This window comes from Brevibacillus aydinogluensis (assembly GCF_961514395.1).
Taxonomy (GTDB): Bacteria; Bacillota; Bacilli; order Brevibacillales; family Brevibacillaceae; genus Brevibacillus; species Brevibacillus aydinogluensis.
On the sequence record NZ_OY569118.1, the window covers coordinates 2,567,626 to 2,585,000 of the forward strand.

The 17,375-nt window shown below is 55.3% G+C and carries 18 protein-coding genes and 1 tRNA gene (1 of these 19 running past the window's edge); 8 read left to right on the plus strand and 11 right to left on the minus strand.

From position 1 onward, the window contains the following. Positions 1-371 precede the first annotated feature (371 nt). Entirely contained in the window at positions 372-614 is a 243-nt protein-coding gene (locus Q7F15_RS12645) for a hypothetical protein (protein WP_171566458.1), read from the minus strand. A 257-nt stretch (positions 615-871) separates the two neighbouring features. Between Q7F15_RS12645 and Q7F15_RS12650 the strand changes: the two genes are divergently transcribed. Together Q7F15_RS12650 and Q7F15_RS12655 are read left to right on the plus strand one after the other, a co-directional pair. Then, positions 872-1,654, plus strand: a complete 783-nt coding sequence (locus Q7F15_RS12650) for a hypothetical protein (RefSeq protein ID WP_212132767.1) — start codon at positions 872-874, stop codon at positions 1,652-1,654. Between the two features lie 49 nt (positions 1,655-1,703). Next, positions 1,704-2,183, plus strand: coding sequence for a hypothetical protein (locus tag Q7F15_RS12655; protein WP_171566456.1), 480 nt, complete (start codon positions 1,704-1,706; stop codon positions 2,181-2,183). Between the two features lie 46 nt (positions 2,184-2,229). On the opposite strand, the gene Q7F15_RS12660 is transcribed toward Q7F15_RS12655, so the two are convergent. Beyond that, a complete protein-coding gene (locus Q7F15_RS12660; RefSeq protein WP_171566455.1) occupies positions 2,230-2,961 on the minus strand; it encodes a hypothetical protein in 732 nt (243 codons plus the stop codon). Between the two features lie 282 nt (positions 2,962-3,243). Between Q7F15_RS12660 and Q7F15_RS12665 the strand changes: the two genes are divergently transcribed. Continuing rightward, positions 3,244-3,954, plus strand: a complete 711-nt coding sequence (locus tag Q7F15_RS12665; RefSeq protein WP_212133672.1) for a hypothetical protein — start codon at positions 3,244-3,246, stop codon at positions 3,952-3,954. A 136-nt stretch (positions 3,955-4,090) separates the two neighbouring features. On the opposite strand, the gene Q7F15_RS12670 is transcribed toward Q7F15_RS12665, so the two are convergent. From Q7F15_RS12670 to Q7F15_RS12695, 6 genes are all read right to left on the minus strand, one after another. Beyond that, positions 4,091-4,179 (minus strand) — tRNA-Ser (locus Q7F15_RS12670). A 191-nt stretch (positions 4,180-4,370) separates the two neighbouring features. Next, positions 4,371-5,789 (minus strand): aldehyde dehydrogenase family protein, encoded by a 1,419-nt coding sequence (locus Q7F15_RS12675; RefSeq protein ID WP_212133674.1) that lies wholly within the window; start codon positions 5,787-5,789, stop codon positions 4,371-4,373. Between the two features lie 223 nt (positions 5,790-6,012). Then, a complete protein-coding gene (locus Q7F15_RS12680) occupies positions 6,013-7,290 on the minus strand; it encodes a peptidase (RefSeq protein ID WP_212133676.1) in 1,278 nt (425 codons plus the stop codon). Between the two features lie 118 nt (positions 7,291-7,408). Continuing rightward, positions 7,409-8,086, minus strand: a complete 678-nt coding sequence (locus tag Q7F15_RS12685) for a 3-oxoacid CoA-transferase subunit B (protein WP_171567573.1) — start codon at positions 8,084-8,086, stop codon at positions 7,409-7,411. Further along, on the minus strand, positions 8,068-8,760 hold the full coding sequence (locus Q7F15_RS12690; RefSeq protein WP_171567574.1) for a CoA transferase subunit A: 693 nt from the start codon (positions 8,758-8,760) through the stop codon (positions 8,068-8,070). Before Q7F15_RS12690 ends, Q7F15_RS12685 begins: the two co-directional genes overlap by 19 nt. Positions 8,761-8,780: 20 nt before the next feature. Next, complete coding sequence (locus Q7F15_RS12695) at positions 8,781-10,133, minus strand: aspartate aminotransferase family protein (protein ID WP_212133678.1); 1,353 nt, start codon at positions 10,131-10,133, stop codon at positions 8,781-8,783. 150 nt (positions 10,134-10,283) lie between these two features. Here Q7F15_RS12695 and Q7F15_RS12700 point away from each other — a divergent pair, with 150 nt between their 5' ends. Further along, on the plus strand, positions 10,284-11,828 hold the full coding sequence (locus Q7F15_RS12700; RefSeq protein WP_212133680.1) for a PucR family transcriptional regulator: 1,545 nt from the start codon (positions 10,284-10,286) through the stop codon (positions 11,826-11,828). Positions 11,829-11,830: 2 nt separating this feature from the next. Here Q7F15_RS12700 and ablB read toward each other — a convergent pair whose 3' ends face one another. Beyond that, the gene (gene ablB / locus Q7F15_RS12705) at positions 11,831-12,676 is read right to left on the minus strand and encodes a putative beta-lysine N-acetyltransferase (RefSeq protein WP_212133682.1); all 846 of its coding nucleotides are present in this window, start codon (positions 12,674-12,676) and stop codon (positions 11,831-11,833) included. 181 nt (positions 12,677-12,857) lie between these two features. Here ablB and Q7F15_RS12710 point away from each other — a divergent pair, with 181 nt between their 5' ends. From Q7F15_RS12710 to Q7F15_RS12725, 4 genes are all read left to right on the plus strand, one after another. Next, positions 12,858-12,941, plus strand: coding sequence for a YjcZ family sporulation protein (locus Q7F15_RS12710; protein ID WP_171567581.1), 84 nt, complete (start codon positions 12,858-12,860; stop codon positions 12,939-12,941). A gap of 106 nt (positions 12,942-13,047) precedes the next feature. Further along, entirely contained in the window at positions 13,048-13,344 is a 297-nt protein-coding gene (locus Q7F15_RS12715; protein ID WP_230076701.1) for a helix-turn-helix domain-containing protein, read from the plus strand. A gap of 17 nt (positions 13,345-13,361) precedes the next feature. Beyond that, entirely contained in the window at positions 13,362-14,207 is an 846-nt protein-coding gene (locus tag Q7F15_RS12720; RefSeq protein WP_230076700.1) for an IS3 family transposase, read from the plus strand. 123 nt (positions 14,208-14,330) lie between these two features. Then, positions 14,331-15,059 (plus strand): glycerophosphodiester phosphodiesterase, encoded by a 729-nt coding sequence (locus Q7F15_RS12725; protein WP_171567578.1) that lies wholly within the window; start codon positions 14,331-14,333, stop codon positions 15,057-15,059. Between the two features lie 66 nt (positions 15,060-15,125). Here the strand turns inward: Q7F15_RS12725 and mnmL are convergent, their stop codons facing one another. Together mnmL and Q7F15_RS12735 are read right to left on the minus strand one after the other, a co-directional pair. Further along, positions 15,126-16,091, minus strand: coding sequence for a tRNA modification radical SAM protein MnmL/YtqA (gene mnmL / locus Q7F15_RS12730; RefSeq protein ID WP_171567579.1), 966 nt, complete (start codon positions 16,089-16,091; stop codon positions 15,126-15,128). Positions 16,092-16,252: 161 nt separating this feature from the next. After that, positions 16,253-17,375: the 3' portion of a glycosyltransferase family 2 protein gene (locus Q7F15_RS12735; protein ID WP_212133683.1), read on the minus strand. It continues 116 nt past the right edge of the window; the window shows 1,123 of its 1,239 coding nt (coding positions 117-1,239); its start codon lies beyond the right edge, outside the window; it ends in the stop codon at positions 16,253-16,255.

Genomic DNA, 17,375 nt, shown 5'->3' on the forward strand with positions numbered 1-17,375 from the left:
AAGGTCCCTGACCATGTCGATCAGGGAGAAGAACTCAAGGTTATGAGGTTGTCTTCTATATCATAGTATAGATAACTGTATATCTACAACCAGCATATTATTCCAATCAATATATGGAAAATGAGCGCTCACTGGCATAAAGCCGATGCGGGTCATAAGTCCTGCCCGCTCAACGTTTGCAAAAAAAGAACGGCGACTCGATCTGCAGTAGTAAGCCGCCGCAGGCCCCCAAGAAACACGGGTGCTTCGTCTACAGGATATATCAATGAGTACATACGAATCGATAGCAAATGGATGGATAGCGATGAAAACTTTGGCCCATTTTCCAAGAAAACCGTCCCCGGTTTGGTTCGTCCGACGCTTCACGCGGCTTATTCCTGCACGATCGGGGTCGGCTCCACAATGGACAGCGGGACTCCGTGCATGCCAAAAATTTGCCGGACCTGTATGTACTGGTGTACCGGCAGGTCTGGGAACAGAAAGGCGACTTCCCCGGTCGGCAGTGAAGTAATCATGCGCGGGATGGACCGCTTGTTCAATTCGCGGCGGATGGATGCCGCATCACGCCATGAAGCGGCGAAATAAATCGTGGGTGTAAAGGGTTCGGCATTCACTCTCAAAACACGCTCCTTTTTATGCTTCCTTTCTTATATCGGCGAAAATGGCCAACACTATAATTGTAATATATTACCAGCTAATTGGCACGTGCGTCCTTCCGTTTGCAGACAAACGGATGTTATTGTGTAACACCTTTCGACGTACTGGACTCAATTGTAAAAAAATATAAAATATCCAAAATTGGTGTTGACAATCTATTCCAGTTGCTTACCCTGATAAGGGAAACCATTCCGCTAAGGAGCATTTCGGGACCATGAAAAAGAAAATGATCACATTTGGCGGCGTCATCGCTGCTGTTCTTTTCGCCCTCCTGGCTGTCCATCATTTTTATACACGCGAAGTTGACACAAGTAAGGAACCAGATACCAGCAAAAAGGAACCGGCGGAATATTTACATATTACGGCCACCGCTTACAATAACGGGCAAAATGATGATGACGGGATTTCGTTGGTGTTGTACCTGTATTCCATTCGGGATCAAACCATGTCCGAAATCGCGAGGTTTCCGATCGACCCCGATTATCCGGTGGCTTTTGCCGATCTTCACGACAATAAGGTGTATTTTAGTGACAGCAATCCAGGGGAAGACTTTGATAATCTGAGAACGCCGAAAGTTAGGGAGGTTACATTTATTCGCCCTAAAACCCTGTATTTGATGGATTTAGATTTTGGAAATTATCAGCCGATCTACCATACGGATCAATTTGAAATCAGACTGACCAGGCAGCTTGACGCAAACCGTATCTTAATGACTTGGGATCCATTTATGGGTGCATCCAAACCCAGAACGTTACGAATGTTGTATCTCGACACTCAAAAAGTCGAAGATTTTGATGTTCCGGGTATTAAGGAAGTGAAATCCTTTTATCCGAGGGATAATGCTGAAGGAATATTTATTTTAGGGAGGGATCTCAATAACACATACGGTCTGTTTTATTATGACCTGGTTACCAAACAGGTAAGCAATCTATTTGAAAAGTACCCGCTTCCAAAAAATCATCGCAGTCTGGTCGACTTCGTTTACAGTATGAATTAAATCCCCGCCATGCCTCTGGCGGGGGTTTTGCGAAGGAGGCGTATTGCAATTGAAAAGAAAGCTATTTTTCCCTATTGGATTAATTGTTATGGCGCTGATTGTCGCTGGGATTTTCTATTTTTTCATTGAAAAAAATAAACGGTATTCATTTAGTGAAATTGTAAGCATCCATGAAGGAGATATTGCTGCAGTATTAGTGGATTCTGACTCAACAACAGAGTTCATCAGAGATCAACGTGAAATAAAAAAGTTTATGGCTTCTTTTTCAAAGGTGGAAGTAAGCAAATTTGATGAAGATTTACCATTTGATAAGTCTTGTAAAATTTCCTTAATAAACGACACGACAGTATTGTACCTGATATTTCTGTATGATAATGGCACAATAGAAATTTATGATAGAGCTAAACGCAAGCTGAATCAATATAAAATACGTAATAATGACTTCAACTATGAGGAAATGGTTAAACGTAAAACTGCTTGTGGTGCGACCTGTAAACAGCAATTGTTGGCGGCCGCGGAATTGTCTTAACGGGTACAAAATCACTCCTTCACGATGAAGAGGGGCGGTAATCTCATCATGTATATCTCTCTTCCGTAACAATCAGCACATACCCGACCGTCCCCGGGCTGCCTTTGAGGTCTTCCTTCACGCGTACAGCATAAACGCCGTCAATACCAGCAAAATCCAGATGATGGGTCCCTCCGCTTTCCGGCTCCAATCCATCCCGCACTGTCAGTCCCACCGCTCTCATCGCCTTGATCGCGTCGTCCGGAAACGTAAACACTTCCTTCGGCTTAACCTCAATCCGCACTGCCTTGCCCTTGATAAAAATGACCTTCACCTCACCGATCTTGGCCGAGTAGACATGGCTGGTAAACGTCACCTTCTCCTCCGGCCGGTGCAGCGTCCACTCTCCGGTTTCCGTCCTGACGGGCGTACCGAGCAGTCCTTCTACCGCTGTTTCAGATTGGTTCGTGATGTCCCTCATATTGAAGAGCATGTCCCGCTCTGGCGATCTTTCCGCTTCCGGTACGGCCTCAGGTACAGATGCTGGCTCCGGCTGGGATTGCGCGAAACTGAACCCCCATTCGAAACTGAAAATACTTGTGTTAAAGACAGGGTCCTTTGGCTTCTCTAATCCGTATTGTTTTGCAATTTCCGCTTTCTGCGCCTCTGTCAGCTTCACCGAGGATGTCGGTTGCTGTGCAGACTCCGCCGGCGTTACGGCAGCGGTCGCATCCATTCCGGGATCGATGCACCCTGCCATTAATGCAAGGATGGCGATCGTGTACAAGGTTGGTATCACAGTAAAACACCCTTTCGTTATAACCTCATAGGCCTGTTTGAACTCCTCTTTTTCGCTTCACCGCGATCCTGACAGTTATGAGGAAAATTTTCTTTTTCCGTTTTTATCCAATTGTAGCACATTCATGACAGCAGAACTACGATTGGTATACAAAAAATGATAAAATATGTAAGATCATACAGATTAATATACTCATTTTAGGTTCAAACATTTGAAGGATATCCAGATGGCTTTCTCACTGTCCGTTGAGACGATATGTTGTAATTTCCAGAGGAGATATTTATGAAAAAAATGTTGTTCATTTATTTTGGGTTGTCCTTGACAACATTCGTTGTGTCTGGCTGCGGACAGCCTGCAGCAAGCCAATCGCCTGATCCGTCCAGTTACCAGACGCAAATATCCGAATCTGAAACGCTAACCCTTACGCTCGATTCCAAAACAATTACAATCCCCATTTCAAACGTTGATTCTGTAAAGAAATACCTGGATCAAGCAGAGCCGCATGAAAGAGCAAGCGAACGCAACCGCATCCAGACAACTTCATTCACATCTGCATCCGGAACAATTTACGGCGATATCAAATATGGCTGTGGGATAAAGCTCTGTAATCATACTCTCGTGCAGATAAAAAACAATGCCATCAAAACAATTCCCTTATTCTCAGGAAGCATTTTGACGGCACACGCATTCTCCCCGGATAAGAAATATCTCGCAGTCTTATTAGGGAGAAACGAAGGTACGGAAGTAATCAGGCAAAGCTTGATGATTATTGAGTTGGATTCGTTTACGTTAGCTGAGCTTGAAAACAGGAATGATGTTGTAACTATGTTGACAAGCGCTGACTTTACGACTCCAATTCTTTCGATGAGCTGGGAAAGCGAAACTACACTTAAAGCCGTTATACCGGATACAACAGATTATGCGTTTGATACGTTGAAAAATTGGAAAGCCGGAGAAAACAATACCAAAGAGATTTTCATAAAAGTGACATAAGAAATCGGCCATTGTCCGCGGCCGCAGCCTTTTGGCAGTCTTTGCATGCGGAATCATAAAAAAATCGACCTCCGATGTGAATCGTGTACACATACGCAAGGTCGATCTCATATCACGTTTTTCGATTTTCGATATATGGCGGAGGGAGAGGGATTCGAACCCCCGTGGGCTTGCGCCCTAACGGTTTTCAAGACCGCCCCGTTATGACCACTTCGGTATCCCTCCGCGATACGGACAAGTTAAACTATATCATAATTGCCTCTCATTTTGCAACACTTTCCTGCAATTTTTCCAAAAAAAATGGACCCGGCGGCCAGCAGCGGGCAGCCGGGTCGTTCTGCAGCGCTGATGCATCGCTTCGACGAAGATGCAGCGCCATACCGTATGACCTGATCCTTACTTTCTCCTGTTTATCCCTAGCGTTTCACGACAACCAGCTTTAGCTCCGTCATCTCTTCAATCGCGTACTTGACGCCTTCGCGGCCCATGCCGCTCTCTTTGACGCCGCCGTAGGGCATGTGGTCGACGCGGAAAGTGGGGATGTCGTTGATCATCACGCCGCCCACATGCAGCGCGTCAGCCGCCTGCAGTGCAAGCGAAAGATTGTTGGTGTACAGGCCCGCCTGCAGGCCATACCGGGAGTCGTTCACCAGCGCAATCGCCTCGGCGACCGACTCGACAGGGTTGATCAGGACGATTGGTCCAAACACCTCCTGGCAGGAGATTTTGGCGTCAGCCGGGACACCGGTCAAGACGGTGGGCTGCAGTACGCGGCCGTCCGTTTCGCCGCCGCATTCGACGCGGGCGCCCCGCTGCCTGGCCTCCTCGATCCACTCCAGCACCCGTTCCGTTTCTTTCGGGCTGATCATTGCCGAGTAGTCGGCCTCTTCGGACAGCGGATCGCCTCCCCGCAGCCTGCGCGTCTCCGCAACGAAACGTTCCACGAACGTGTCGTACAGCTCCGCAGCGACATAAATCCGTTGGACGGAAATGCACACCTGACCGGAGTAGGCAAACGCGCCAAAAATGCAGCGCGGAATCACGTCGTCCAGATTGGCGTCGCGGTCCACGATCACGGCGGAGTTGGAGCCCAGTTCCAGCGTCACCCGCTTCAATCCGGCGCGGTTGCGGATGTTGATGCCGACAGCCGGACTGCCCGTAAACGTGATCGCCTTGACGCGCGGATCGGTCACCAGCAGGTCGCCGACGGTGCCGCCGCTGCCGGTGACGATGTTGAGCGCGCCAGCCGGCAGCCCCGCCTGTTCGGCCAGCTCCGCCAGGAAAAAGGCGGAGAGCGGCGTTTGCGACGCCGGCTTCAGCACTACCGTATTGCCTGCCGCGATGGCCGGCCCCACCTTGTGCGCAACCAGGTTCATCGGGAAGTTGAACGGCGTGATGGCGCCGATGACGCCCAATGGTTCGCGCACCGTGTACGCCAGCCGCCCTTCCCCGCCAATGGCGGCGTCCAGCGGCAGCGTCTCGCCGTAAATCCGTTTGGCTTCTTCCGCAGCGAACTTGTAGGTCTGGATGGTGCGGATCACTTCGCCCCGCGCCGTTTTGATCGGCTTGCCCGCTTCCTGCGCGATGATTTTCGCCGCTTCTTCCAGCCGTTCGTTCAGCAATCCGGAGATTTTCTCCAAAATGGCTGCCCGTTGGTACGCCGGCATGCTGCGCATGACCGGTGCCGCTTCCTGCGCGGCGCTAATCGCCCGTTCCACCGTATTTCTGTCGGCCTGGGCGATTTCCGCGATTACCTCGCCGCTGTACGGGGCGTACAGCGGAGCATAGGCACCCGTCTCCACCCACTGTCCGCCGATATAGCACGCTTTTTTCATCGTCCTCTTCCTCCCTCCATTCGCGATGAGGTGTGCAACTGCTCCAACTCTTTCTCCACCGCGTTTCAGCCTTCCTCCAACGGGTCGGCGGCCATGCAGTGACAGGTTGCACATTACTTCAGTACAGCCCAGAGGTGCGCCCAACCAGCACGCTCCATCAGGCGGGAAGCGGACTCATGTGAGCCGCTCCTTTATCGCTGCATCGCTGCCTGCCTCAGACCAGCTAGTTCGCCGCGTCATCCGTTCCGCACCACTCCAGCAGTGTCAGGGCAAAGATTTCGGCGCATTGGAAAACGGCGTCCAGTTCGATGTACTCATCGGGGTAGTGAGCCACCTGGGTGACGCCCGGACCCACCACGATGGCAGGCGTGTCGGCCAGTGTCGTCAAAAGGCCCCCATCCGTGCCCCACGGCGAGGCTTCCACTACGGCGCGCCGGCCCGTCACGGCTACAAACTGCCGCTGCAGGATGTCCATCAGCGGGTGATCCTCCGCCACCGCCCCCGGCACCCAGCGCGCCCCGAACCACTCCAGTTCCACCGGATGTTCAGCAAACCAGGGGTCCTCGTCGGCCAAGCGGCGCAGAGCGGCCTCCATGTCCGCCCGGGCGTCTTCCATCCGCTCGCCCGGCGCCACCCCCATCCGTCCCTCCAGCTTGACCAGATCGGCCACGGAGGACGGCCATTTGCCGCCTTCGATCACGCCAATATTGATCGGGATGGGAATAGGCAGCTTGGCGTACAGCGGATCGTTTATCCGGTCGTTTCGCTCTTTTTCCAGGCGGGCAATCGCATCGACTACGCGCATGCTTTTCTCGATCGCGCTCACCCCTTCGTAGCGGGTGCCGCCGTGGGCAGAGCGTCCCTTTACCGTCAGGCGGAACCACATCGAGCCCTGCTGCTTGGGGAAAATCTTCATGTTGGTCGGCTCAGGGATAAGGGCGGCGTCCGCCTTGTAGCCGCGCAGGATGGTTGCCAGCGTGCCTGCGCCGCCGCTCTCCTCTTCCACTACGCTTTGAAAGATGACATCCCCCTTGAGCCGCACCCCCAGCGCCTGCAGCACCTGGATCGCCAAGAGCGAGGCCAGGTTTCCCCCTTTCATGTCGGTTGCGCCGCGGCCGTACAGCTTACCGTCCACCACTTCGCCGCTGAACGGGTCGTGCGACCACTGGGCAGGGTCGCCGGCCGGCACCACGTCCACGTGCCCGTTGAGAATGATCGAGCGGCCTCCGCCCGTTCCTTTCCACACGCCCACCACGTTGGGGCTGTCCGCGAACACAGTCCGCGGCGAGACGAAATACGGGTGTTTTAACAATTCGTCTCCTTCCATCACCCACAGATCGACTTCCAGCCCCATCGCGTGCAGCGTCTTGGCGATGCTCTCCTGGATGGAGCGCTCATTGCCCTGCACGCTTGCCTCCCGCACCCATGCCTGCAGGAGTTTCGTGGCCGCCTCCTTTTCCTTGGCGATTTGTTCGCGGATCAGCGTCTGCCAGTTTGCCATCGTTACCCTCCTTTTGCCTGCGTGGCAAATGGTATCTGCCTCGCGTCCGTTTTCGTTTTCCATGCGAGAGCCGGCGGGCAGCTTTGTCCGTATCGTCCGTTTTGTATCGCCCGCCGCCTCAGCGAAATACGCCGACGTCGCCGTCCAGCTTCAGCTCCGCCTCCGTCGCGCCGATCACGTCCGCGACGCTGTATGGTTCCATCACTTCGCGCAGATACAGCCCGTCTTCCCGAACTTCCATCACCGCCATGTCAGTGATGATCAGGTTGGCGGCTGCCTTGGCCGTCAGGGGCAGGGAGCATTCCCGCACGATTTTGGAACGGCCGTTCTTGTCCAGATGGGTGGTCAGCACCATCACCCGTTTGGCCTTCTGCGCCAGCTCCATCGCCCCACCCATGCCCGGAACGCGCTTGCCCGGCACGATCCAGTTGGCGATGTCGCCCCGCTGGCTTACCTCAAGCACGCCGAGAATGGTCATGTCCAACAGCCCCCGTCTGATGATGGCAAAGGCGGTGGCGCTGTCAAAGAACGACGCACCTTTCACCAGCGTGACGGGAAACCCTCCGGCGTTGCAGAGCATCGGGTTTTCCTCCCCCTTGGCCGGACTGGGGCCGGTACCGAGGATGCCGTTTTCCGCGTGAAACATCACCCGTTTCTCCGGCGGAATGAAGTCGGCCACCAGCGTCGGAATGCCGATGCCCAGATTGATGATCATGCCGTCCTCGATCTCCTGCGCCGCCCGGCGGGCAATCCGTTCCCGATAGGTTTCCGTCCGGTTTACTTCTCCCAAGCCCATTGCCAGTTCACCCCCTCACTCTGCACGATGCCGTGGACGAACACTCCTGGTGTGACAATCTCTTCAGGGTCCAGTTCGCCGATCTCCACGATCTCCTCCGCCTCCACGATGGTGATGTCGCCCGCCATCGCCACCAGCGGGTTGAAGTTGCGGGCGCTCGTGTCGTACACCAGATTGCCGAAGCGGTCCGCCTTTTTGGCGTAGACGATGGCCACCTCCGCTGTCAGCGGCGTCTCCAGCAGGTATTCCTTGCCGTCGACGATCACTTTTTCCTTGCCTTTTTCAGCGATGGTGCCGATCCCGATGTCGGACAGGATGCCGCCCAGCCCCACTCCGCCCGCACGGATGCGCTCGGCGAGGATGCCTTGGGGGCAAAACTCCACCTCAAGCTCCCCGGCTGTCATCTGGGCCCCGGCGTTGGGGTTGGAACCGATGTGGGAGGCGATTACCTTTTTCACCCTCCGCTCGGTGACCAGCTTGCCGACGCCGATGTGCGGAAAGGCGGTGTCGTTGCTGATCAGCGTGATGTCCCGCACGCCCTTGTCGAGGATGCCCTGGATCAGCGTGGGCGGGTTGCCCACTCCGCCGAAACCGCCGGCAAGCAGGGTCATCCCGTCGTGAAAATACGTCAAGGCATCTTCCAGTGAAATCACTTTGTCAAACCGGTTGGCCATGTTTCTCCTCCCCCTGCCCGTCAGACCAGCAGCGCTTCCTGTCGCAGTTCCTGCTCTACGCTTGCGATCGATTCTTTCAGCAGGGCGATCAATTCGTCGATTTCTTCGGTCGTGATCGTCAGCGGTGGCGCGATAATGACTGCGTCCCCGGCCACGCCATCCAATCCGCCCGTCGCCGGGTAGATGAGCAGCCCTTTTTCAAACGCCCGCTTAATAATGCGGGCGGTTACGCCCTGGGCCAGCGGGAACGGTTCCCTTGTCTTTTTGTCCTTGACAAACTCCAGGCCGCACAGCATCCCCAGTCCGCGCGCTTCGCCGATCAGCGGCAGTTCGTCGGCCAGTTCGCGCAAGCGGCTCAACAGGTAGGCCCCTCGCTCAGCCGCCTTTTCCACCAGCTGATGTTTTTCCACGTAGCGCAGCACCGCGAGCGAAACTGCCGCCGACTGCGGATTGGCGCTGTACGTGTGACCGGCCATGATCAATCCCGAGCCGCGCGCAATCGTCTCGATGATGTCGTCTGTGGCCATCGCCGCCGCCATCGGCGTGTAACCGGCGCTCATACCCTTGCCCAAGGCCATCAGGTCGGGCTGCACGCCCCAGTGATCAATCCCGAACGGCTTGCCCGTGCGGCCCACACCGGTCATGACTTCGTCGGCGATGAACAGCACCTGGTACTTGTCGCAAATCTCGCGGATGCGCTGGAAATATCCGTCCGGCGGCACAACCGCACCGCCCGAAGCGCCGATCACCGGTTCGGCGATAAATGCGGCCACATGCTCCGGACCGATGCGCAAAATCGCCGTCTCCAGTTCGTTGGCGCAGGCCAGCGCGTACGCTTCCAGCGACATCCCCTCCGGCCGGCGATACGGATAGGGCGGTGAAATTTTCGGGCCGTCAGCCAACAGCGGGACAAAACGCTTGCGCCGCAGCACGTGGCCGGACATGGAGAGCGCCCCCATCGTAATGCCGTGATAGCTCATCCAACGGGAAATGATCCGGTTTTTGGTCGCATATCCCTTTTCCTGCCAGTACTGAATGGCGATCTTCTGCGCCGTCTCCGTCGCCTCTGAGCCGCTGCTGACAAAAAAGCTCCAGTTGAGCGACCCCGGGGCCCACTCCGCAAGTTTGGCCCCCAATTCCTCCACTGCATCACTGCTGAAGTGGGAGCGGTAGGCAAACGAGACGCTGCGGGCCTGCGCGTACATCGCCTCGGCGATTTCCTCCACGCCGTGACCAATGCTGGCTGTCACCGCGCCGGAGCAGCCGTCGATGTACCGATTCCCTTCCTTGTCGTACAGGTAGATCCCCTTGCCGTGGGACACGAACGGATACGATTTGCCCAATTCGGGCTTGATCACATAGCTTCTCTGCATGATAGCCACCTCACCTTTTCTCTCTTTTCATCCTAACGGAAGAGAGCGTCCGCTCCATTCGACGAGCTGGCAAAAAAGCGTGGAAACTAGACAAAATCTTTTGTACATTTTGTATAAGAGATCGGGTGTTGGAAACAGGGAGGATTGAAGATGACCATTACGATACGCGAAGCGCTGCAATTGCCCGACATGGTTCAAACGCGGCTGGTCGGAGGGGCCGCCGGGCTGGACAACCCGATCCGCTGGGTCACGATCGTGGAAGTGCTGGAGGATGTCACCCGGTTGCAGGAAGGCGAGTTTCTGATTACGACCGGATTTGGATTGTCCGAGGACGAACAGCGCCGGGCGTCGCTGATTCCCTCGCTGGCTGAACGAAAGTTGAGCGGTGTCGCCCTGCACACGGGCTTTTACCTGCGCGAGATTCCCGCCGACCTCGTCCACATGGCGGACCGCTTCGGGCTTCCGTTGATCGAAATCCCGGTGGAAATGAACTTTTCCACGATCACCAAGGCGATCCTGCAGCCGATCATCAACCGGCAGTTTGAGACGCTGGCCTACTCGCAGGCGATTCACAACCGGATGATCGAGGCGGCGTTGTCCAAAGGCGGGCTGCCCGCCATTGCGGCGGAGCTGGCCCAGTTGACTGGCGGCGCAGTCAAGCTGGTGGATGCGCTCGGGTTTGAAGTGGTCCAACACGGAGGTACAAGCGGTGAGGCGATCGCAGGCGGAAAGACCAGCGAGCACGCGGTGCCCATTCGCGCCAGCCGGGAACATTTCGGCACGCTCACCCTGACTAAAGCAGAAGGGCAGTGGAAAGAGCTGGACGATGTTGCCCTGCAGCACGCAGCCACTCTCTGCGCGCTGGAATACGTCAAGGAACGGGCGGTGGCGGCCACAGAATGGCGTCTGAAAGGAGATTTCGTGGACGAATTGCTGAGCGGTCGTCCCCTCCGTGCGGACGAACTGGATCACCGCAGCCGCATGCTGGGCTACCCGCTCACCGGCAGTCACATGGTGGCCGCGGTCAAAGTGGGCACGGGCGATGGCGCCGCTTTGTCCGACCTGCATCAGGCGTGCATTACGCTGATGAGACGACTGTGCGATCGGCACCACCGCTCCTACCTGCTGCGCGAACGCCCCCACTGTCTGTTGTTCATCCTGCCGCATGACCAAACCAGCCTTGCGCTGCTGGAGCAATTTGCTGCCCGCTGGGAACGGCTGCACCCCGCGTCTCCCCTGCAGGTGGCGCTCAGCAATCCGCGCGGCCAGTTGACCGCGCTGGCGGAAGCAGCCGAGGAGGCCCTGTTCGCGCTGCAGGCGTATCCGCTCCTGGCTCGCTCGCCCGCTTTGCTCCGCTTCGGGGAGATGCGCGGGTACCAGTTTTTGTTTCCGTACCATCGCAGCCGGGAGATGCTGGAGGCCCTCTGGCAGCCGCTGCTCGACCCGCTGATCCGCTACGACGCCAGGCACAATCAGCAGCTCTTGGAGACGCTCAGCGCCTATCTGGATCACAACGGCAACGGCCTGAAGACATCCCAAGCGTTATATATTCACCGGCACACGCTGAAATACCGCTTGACCCAAATCGAAGACAAAACCGGGGTCAACCTGGAGGATGCTCATCAGCGCTGGCAGCTTCGGCTGGCCCTCATGGCCCGGCGCCTGCAGCAGCAGTTGTACCCCGCCGAGGCGTAGGCCTACTCGAAAGTGGGACGCAACGGCTTCACCCAGATGTTCATGTCTTCGTATCCGGAAAAAATGGTGCAGTTGTTGATCAGCCGTCCGCGGTACTTATAGCCGTGTTTGGCTGCCGTCACATTCATGCCGGGAGATTGGGCCCGTGTCAGCGTGTACAGGTAGTAAATGCCCATCTCCTCCATTTTTTCTTCCAGAGCGGCAAACAACGGCTGCAGCAGCCCCTTTCCGACGTGGTCCGGGTGGGTGGCACAGTCCGTCAGTTCGGCGGAGCCAAAACGTTCTGTCACCTCCGCAGAGGCGGCACAGGCAATCCGGCCGTCATACTCGGCGACGACGTAGTAGGTACTCTCGCTCATGGTCTTTCGCACGTAGTCCGGGTCGTCCATCGGCGTCGGATAGGTGGCAAACACCAGCCTGTACAATCGGGCCAGTTCATCCGCGTCCGCCGGCGTGGCCACCCGCAGGATGTACCCTGGCGGAAGCGGCTTGACCTCTCCTTGGCCCGCTTTTGCCAGGCTGAGCTGCAAGATGTCCTCCGCGACTTGAGGCGCGGCAGATACTGCCCGTTCTTCCGTCAGAAAGCAGGAAAGCATCTGCGCGTTTTCGCCTCGAAAAAATCCGTCAATCGTCCCTTCCTGCCTGTAGCCGAGGGAAAGCCACAGCGGCACGTCCTTTTTTTTGCCGTACACGATCAGCTTGGTCGCGTCCGTCTCTTCGGCCAGCCGCCTCATGATGGCGTCCATCTCGCCGATACGACCGCTGTCGTACAGATGCAGCTTCACCCGCCGATTTCGTTGATCCACCACTAAATCTCCTGCTGCCTGCATCGCGGCTACATCGCTCATGCGCGTTCCCCTTTCTCCAGTTTTCTCTCATTGTAACACGTTGGCGCCCAAGGTCATTCTCCACAGTGTACAAAATGTCGGCTGCCTCCTTTTTGCCCCATTTCATTTTACGGCGAGCGCCAATTGCTTCTTATGGCCATAGAATAACAAGAAGGTTTACTGCCGGGAAGGAGGTTCTGCTGTGAGTTTCCGCCTTACCAACGATTTTGCCCTGGTGCTGGTGCTCTTTGTACTGCTCGTGATCGTGCTGTGCGCTTGTGCGTAAGGGGCGTCAAAAGCCCCTCCTGCCTGGTCGTAGAGTGCACCCCTTAAAGTAGACATTGGAAAAACCCCTTGGGAAAACCGATGTTACTTTAAGGGGTGAATTTTTTATGGCTATCAAAGGTCAAAAGTTCAAGCATTATCCTTTGTCGTTGAAAATGGAGGCAATACGATTGCATGTAGAGGAGAAGTGGACATACAGACAGATCACTGAGCATTTAGAAATCCAGGATAAGGATCGAGTAAAAAAGTGGATGCGGAAATACAAACAACTTGGGGAGTTCGGTCTTTTGGATCAGCGTGGACGACGTACAGCGTACATCGATCAAGATCGACATGTGAAAAAATTGAAACGGGAGAACGAAATTCTAAAAAAGTGTTTGGAAATCTGGATGCGGGAGGTGTAAGAAAAAAGTATCGTGTGATGGAGAATGTCGCAGCGTTGTACCCGATTACCGAACTCTCCAAACTTCTTGGTGTATCGAGGAGTGGGTATTATCGGTATCTTGCACAGAAGGAGTGGGATAGAGACGGAGAACTGAAACAGCAGATTCAAACCATCTATGATGAACGAAAAGGAATATATGGGTATCGAAGAATTCAAGCGGAACTCTTTCGTCAATACGGCAAGGTTGTGAATCATAAGAAGGTGTTACGACTCATGCAAATTCTTGGGCTGAAAGCCATTATTCGTGGCAAGCGAGCGTATCGGAGCACGTATCGAGCGGCTGAATCTGATGGTCGTGTTGCCGAAAATCTGTTGAAGCGTGACTTCACAGCCGAGAAACCAAACCAGAAGTGGGTCACCGATGTTACCCAGTTTCGTGTAGGAGATCAACGTATCTTCTTATCAGCGATTAAAGACTTGTTTCACAACGAAATCGTGGCGCACCATGTGAGCTTACACAATGACAATGCCCTTGTCCTGGAGACGTTTCGGAAAGCATTTGAAAAGCATAAGGACGTGACTGGACTGATCGTACACAGCGATCAAGGCTCCCAGTACACGTCCCACGCATACCACGACATGCTGCAAAAGGTTGACGCCCGAATCAGCATGTCGCGAAGGGGCAATTGTTTAGACAATTCCCCTATGGAGAGTTTCTTCTCGCACTTAAAGGCAGAAGCTCTCTATCCTTATGATATTCGAAGTCTGGATGAAGCGCAAAGACGAATTGAGGAGTACATTCGTTTTTACAATGAAGAGCGTTTGCAAATCAAATTAAATAAGCTGACGCCAGTCGAGTACAGGCGTCAGCATGCGGCCTAACGGCCGGGGGTTTTTTAAGTGTCTACAAAATGGGGTCTTGACCAGTCGTAGTGAGGGGCTTTATACATATACATGTAAGGGGAGAAGCGGCAAAGCGGATGACCTGCGGAAGGAGGAAGCCACGTGACCCCTCTCGTATACGCACATCGCGGCGCTTCCGGCATCTATCCGGAAAATACGATGGAAGCCTTTTACGGCGCGCTCAAGCGGCGTGCGGACGGCCTGGAACTGGATGTGCAGTTGAGCCTCGATGGAAAAGTGGTGGTGATTCACGATCATCTGCTGGAGCGCACCACCAACGGCACGGGCGCCGTTCAGCAGCACACCTGGCGGCAGCTTAGGCGGCTGCGGGCCGACAAGGGGGCCCGACAGTCCACGAGCCAGACGCGCATACCGTCGCTGAAGGAAGTCCTGGACGCGTTCGCCCCTACGTCGCTGCGGTTTATCATCGAATTGAAAAACTTTCTCGTCCCCCAGCCTCATCTGGAGGAACGGGTGATCGACTTGATCAAGCGCTATCAGCTGACGGAGCGAACCGTCGTCTCCTCGTTTAACTTTGACAGCCTGCTGCGCATCAAAGAGCTGGAGCCCGCGCAAGCTACCGGCCTGCTGTACGTCGGACCGCTTCAGCATCCCTGGGAAGTGGGCGCCCGCTACGGAACAAATCAGCTCCACGTGCCGGAAGACCAGCTGACCCCCTCCCTGGTGGAAGAAGCGAAAGCACGCGGCTTTCAAGTGGTCGGTTGGACCATTGACAAATCTGCCCGCATCCGGCAGGCTGCCGAAATGGGGGTAGACGGCATTATCACCAACTACCCGGGGAAGGCGCGAAAAGTGCTGCAGCGGCCGTGAACCCGTCAACAATGAAAAGGGAGCCCGTGTACAGGCTCCCTTTTTCTCAATCGGCCATGGATGGCCTCAGGTCGTCTTCGGTTCGTAATACTTGCCTTGCCAAGTGTTGCGCCGTTCCAGTTCGGCGTCGATGCCGTTCAGCACTTCCCATTTCTTGCGGCTCCACATCGGACCGATCAGCAAGTCGGGTGGCCCGTCCCCCGTCACGCGGTGGACAATCATCTCTGGCGGCAGAATTTCCAGGGTGTCCACCACCAATTTGGTGTACTCTTCCTGGGTCAGAAACTCCAGCAGCCCTGCCTCGTACTGCTTGACCATCGGCGTTTTGCGCAGCAGATGAAGCAGATGGATCTTGATGCCCTGCACGTCGAGATGGGCCACGGCCTTGGCCGTCTCCATCATGTCTTCATGGGTTTCACCCGGCAATCCGTAAATGATGTGGGAACATACGCGGATGTTGTGTTTGCGCAGTTTTTCCACGCCGTCCAGGTAGCACTGGTAATCGTGGGCGCGATTGATCAGTTTGGCGGTACGCTCGTGGATGGTTTGCAGCCCCAGCTCCACCCAGAGATACGTCCGTTCGTTCAGTTCGGCCAGATACTCCACCACGTCATCCGGCAAGCAGTCGGGCCGCGTGGCGATCGACAGGCCGACCACGCCCTCCTGTTTCAAAACCACCTCGTACATCTCGCGCAGTTCCTCCACGGGCGCGTACGTGTTGGTGTACGCCTGGAAAAACCCGATGTACTTGGCGGACGGCCACTTCGTGTGCATGCGGGTTTTTACGTCGTGGAACTGGCGCTCCAGATCCATCCGCCGGTCCCCGGCAAAATCACCCGAGCCGCGGGCGCTGCAAAACGTGCATCCCCCGGTGGCTACCGTGCCGTCCCGGTTCGGGCAGGTAAACCCGCCGTCCAGCGGCACCTTGAACACCTTCTCGTGAAACGTCTGGCGCAAGTGATAGTTCCATGTATGATAACGCTTGTTTCCCCACAGGCGCGGGGTATCCGCGTGTACAGATGCTTGTTTCATGGCTGTGCTCCTTTCCGTCGGGATGCCGGCCAAACGGATTTACAGACACCGCCTGGCGATTCATCCATCGATTTATTATAACAGAAGTCACGACGGACGTGCGAACCGAAAGACAGGAAAAACCACAGGGAATGGCCCTGTGGTTTTTTCCGTCTCTATGGTCACTGTTGTATTTCTTCGATGCGAATGGCCCGTGTGTGCGACGTGTGACTCCACACCTGGTTGTTCTTGGTGAAGAACGCGTAGAACAGAATCGGGAGCCAGGTGAGGAAGAAGAATGGGAGCAGCAGCAGCCCGAAGTAACCTTTTAGCGGCACCTTGTCCAGGTACAGGGCCAATAGCGGCAGCAGGTAGAAAACTGCTGTCGATCCGTAGATCATCCAGTCCGGCAGGAAGCTGACAATCGGCATGAACGCCTCAATCTCAAAAAAGCGTCCCAAAAACAACAGCGACATCATTGTGACAATCAGCACATACATCGGCTGAAACAGGTAAAACGCCGCGTCCAGCATGCCAAGACGGCGCTGCTTCAGGCCGTTTTTCAGGACGGTGCCGATGTAACGCCCTGCCACGTCATAATGTCCCTGCATCCAGCGAAGCCGCTGCCGCATGGAAGCCTTCAGATCAATCGGTTTTTCATCCCACACCTTCGTGTCGTGCGCCCACGTCGGGTAAATGCCTCGTTCGATACAGCGGGTGGCAAACTCCAGGTCTTCCGTCAAGCTGGTGGCACCCCAGCCCATCTCCTTGAGCAGATTGCTCTCGATACACAGACCGGTTCCGCCTAGTGTGTTGGGCAGCCCCAGGTTGTGACGGGCCAGCTGCCACATCCGGTTGGTAAACCAGTACGTGACTGCGTACGAAAGCGTAATCCACGAGTCAAACGGGTTTTTGGAATCCAGGTAGGCCTGGATGACGCGCGCTCCTTTGCAGAGGCGATCGTTCATCACGCGCAGGAAGTTTTTCTCTACCAGGTTGTCTGCGTCAAACATCACGACAGCGTCATACTGTTTGGGCATCGCCCAGAGGTTCTCCAGCATCCACTCGATGCCGTAGCCCTTCCCGCGTTTGGACGAATCAAATCGCTCGCACGCGTACGCGCCGTGCGCTCTGACGATCTCCGCCGTATTGTCGGTACAGTTGTCGCAGATCACGAAGATATCGTACATGTCGCGGGGGTAATCCAGCTGCTTCAGGTTTTCGATGAGCGGTGCAATGACCGCGCTTTCGTTGTGTGCCGCCACCAGTACTGCAAATGTCTTTTGCGGTTCATGGGTGACCTGC

What these genes read in the sequence shown, in the direction of transcription:
- Q7F15_RS12650 (WP_212132767.1), top strand. Translation starts at nt 872, where the DNA reads ATGAAAAAGAAAATGATCACATTTGGCGGCGTCATCGCTGCTGTTCTT.
- Q7F15_RS12665 (WP_212133672.1), top strand. Translation starts at nt 3,244, where the DNA reads ATGAAAAAAATGTTGTTCATTTATTTTGGGTTGTCCTTGACAACATTC.
- Q7F15_RS12675 (WP_212133674.1), bottom strand. Translation starts at nt 5,789, where the DNA reads ATGAAAAAAGCGTGCTATATCGGCGGACAGTGGGTGGAGACGGGTGCC.
- Q7F15_RS12680 (WP_212133676.1), bottom strand. Translation starts at nt 7,290, where the DNA reads ATGGCAAACTGGCAGACGCTGATCCGCGAACAAATCGCCAAGGAAAAG.
- Q7F15_RS12685 (WP_171567573.1), bottom strand. Translation starts at nt 8,086, where the DNA reads ATGGGCTTGGGAGAAGTAAACCGGACGGAAACCTATCGGGAACGGATT.
- Q7F15_RS12690 (WP_171567574.1), bottom strand. Translation starts at nt 8,760, where the DNA reads ATGGCCAACCGGTTTGACAAAGTGATTTCACTGGAAGATGCCTTGACG.
- Q7F15_RS12695 (WP_212133678.1), bottom strand. Translation starts at nt 10,133, where the DNA reads ATGCAGAGAAGCTATGTGATCAAGCCCGAATTGGGCAAATCGTATCCG.
- Q7F15_RS12700 (WP_212133680.1), top strand. Translation starts at nt 10,284, where the DNA reads ATGACCATTACGATACGCGAAGCGCTGCAATTGCCCGACATGGTTCAA.
- ablB (WP_212133682.1), bottom strand. Translation starts at nt 12,676, where the DNA reads ATGAGCGATGTAGCCGCGATGCAGGCAGCAGGAGATTTAGTGGTGGAT.
- Q7F15_RS12715 (WP_230076701.1), top strand. Translation starts at nt 13,048, where the DNA reads ATGGCTATCAAAGGTCAAAAGTTCAAGCATTATCCTTTGTCGTTGAAA.
- Q7F15_RS12720 (WP_230076700.1), top strand. Translation starts at nt 13,362, where the DNA reads ATGGAGAATGTCGCAGCGTTGTACCCGATTACCGAACTCTCCAAACTT.
- mnmL (WP_171567579.1), bottom strand. Translation starts at nt 16,091, where the DNA reads ATGAAACAAGCATCTGTACACGCGGATACCCCGCGCCTGTGGGGAAAC.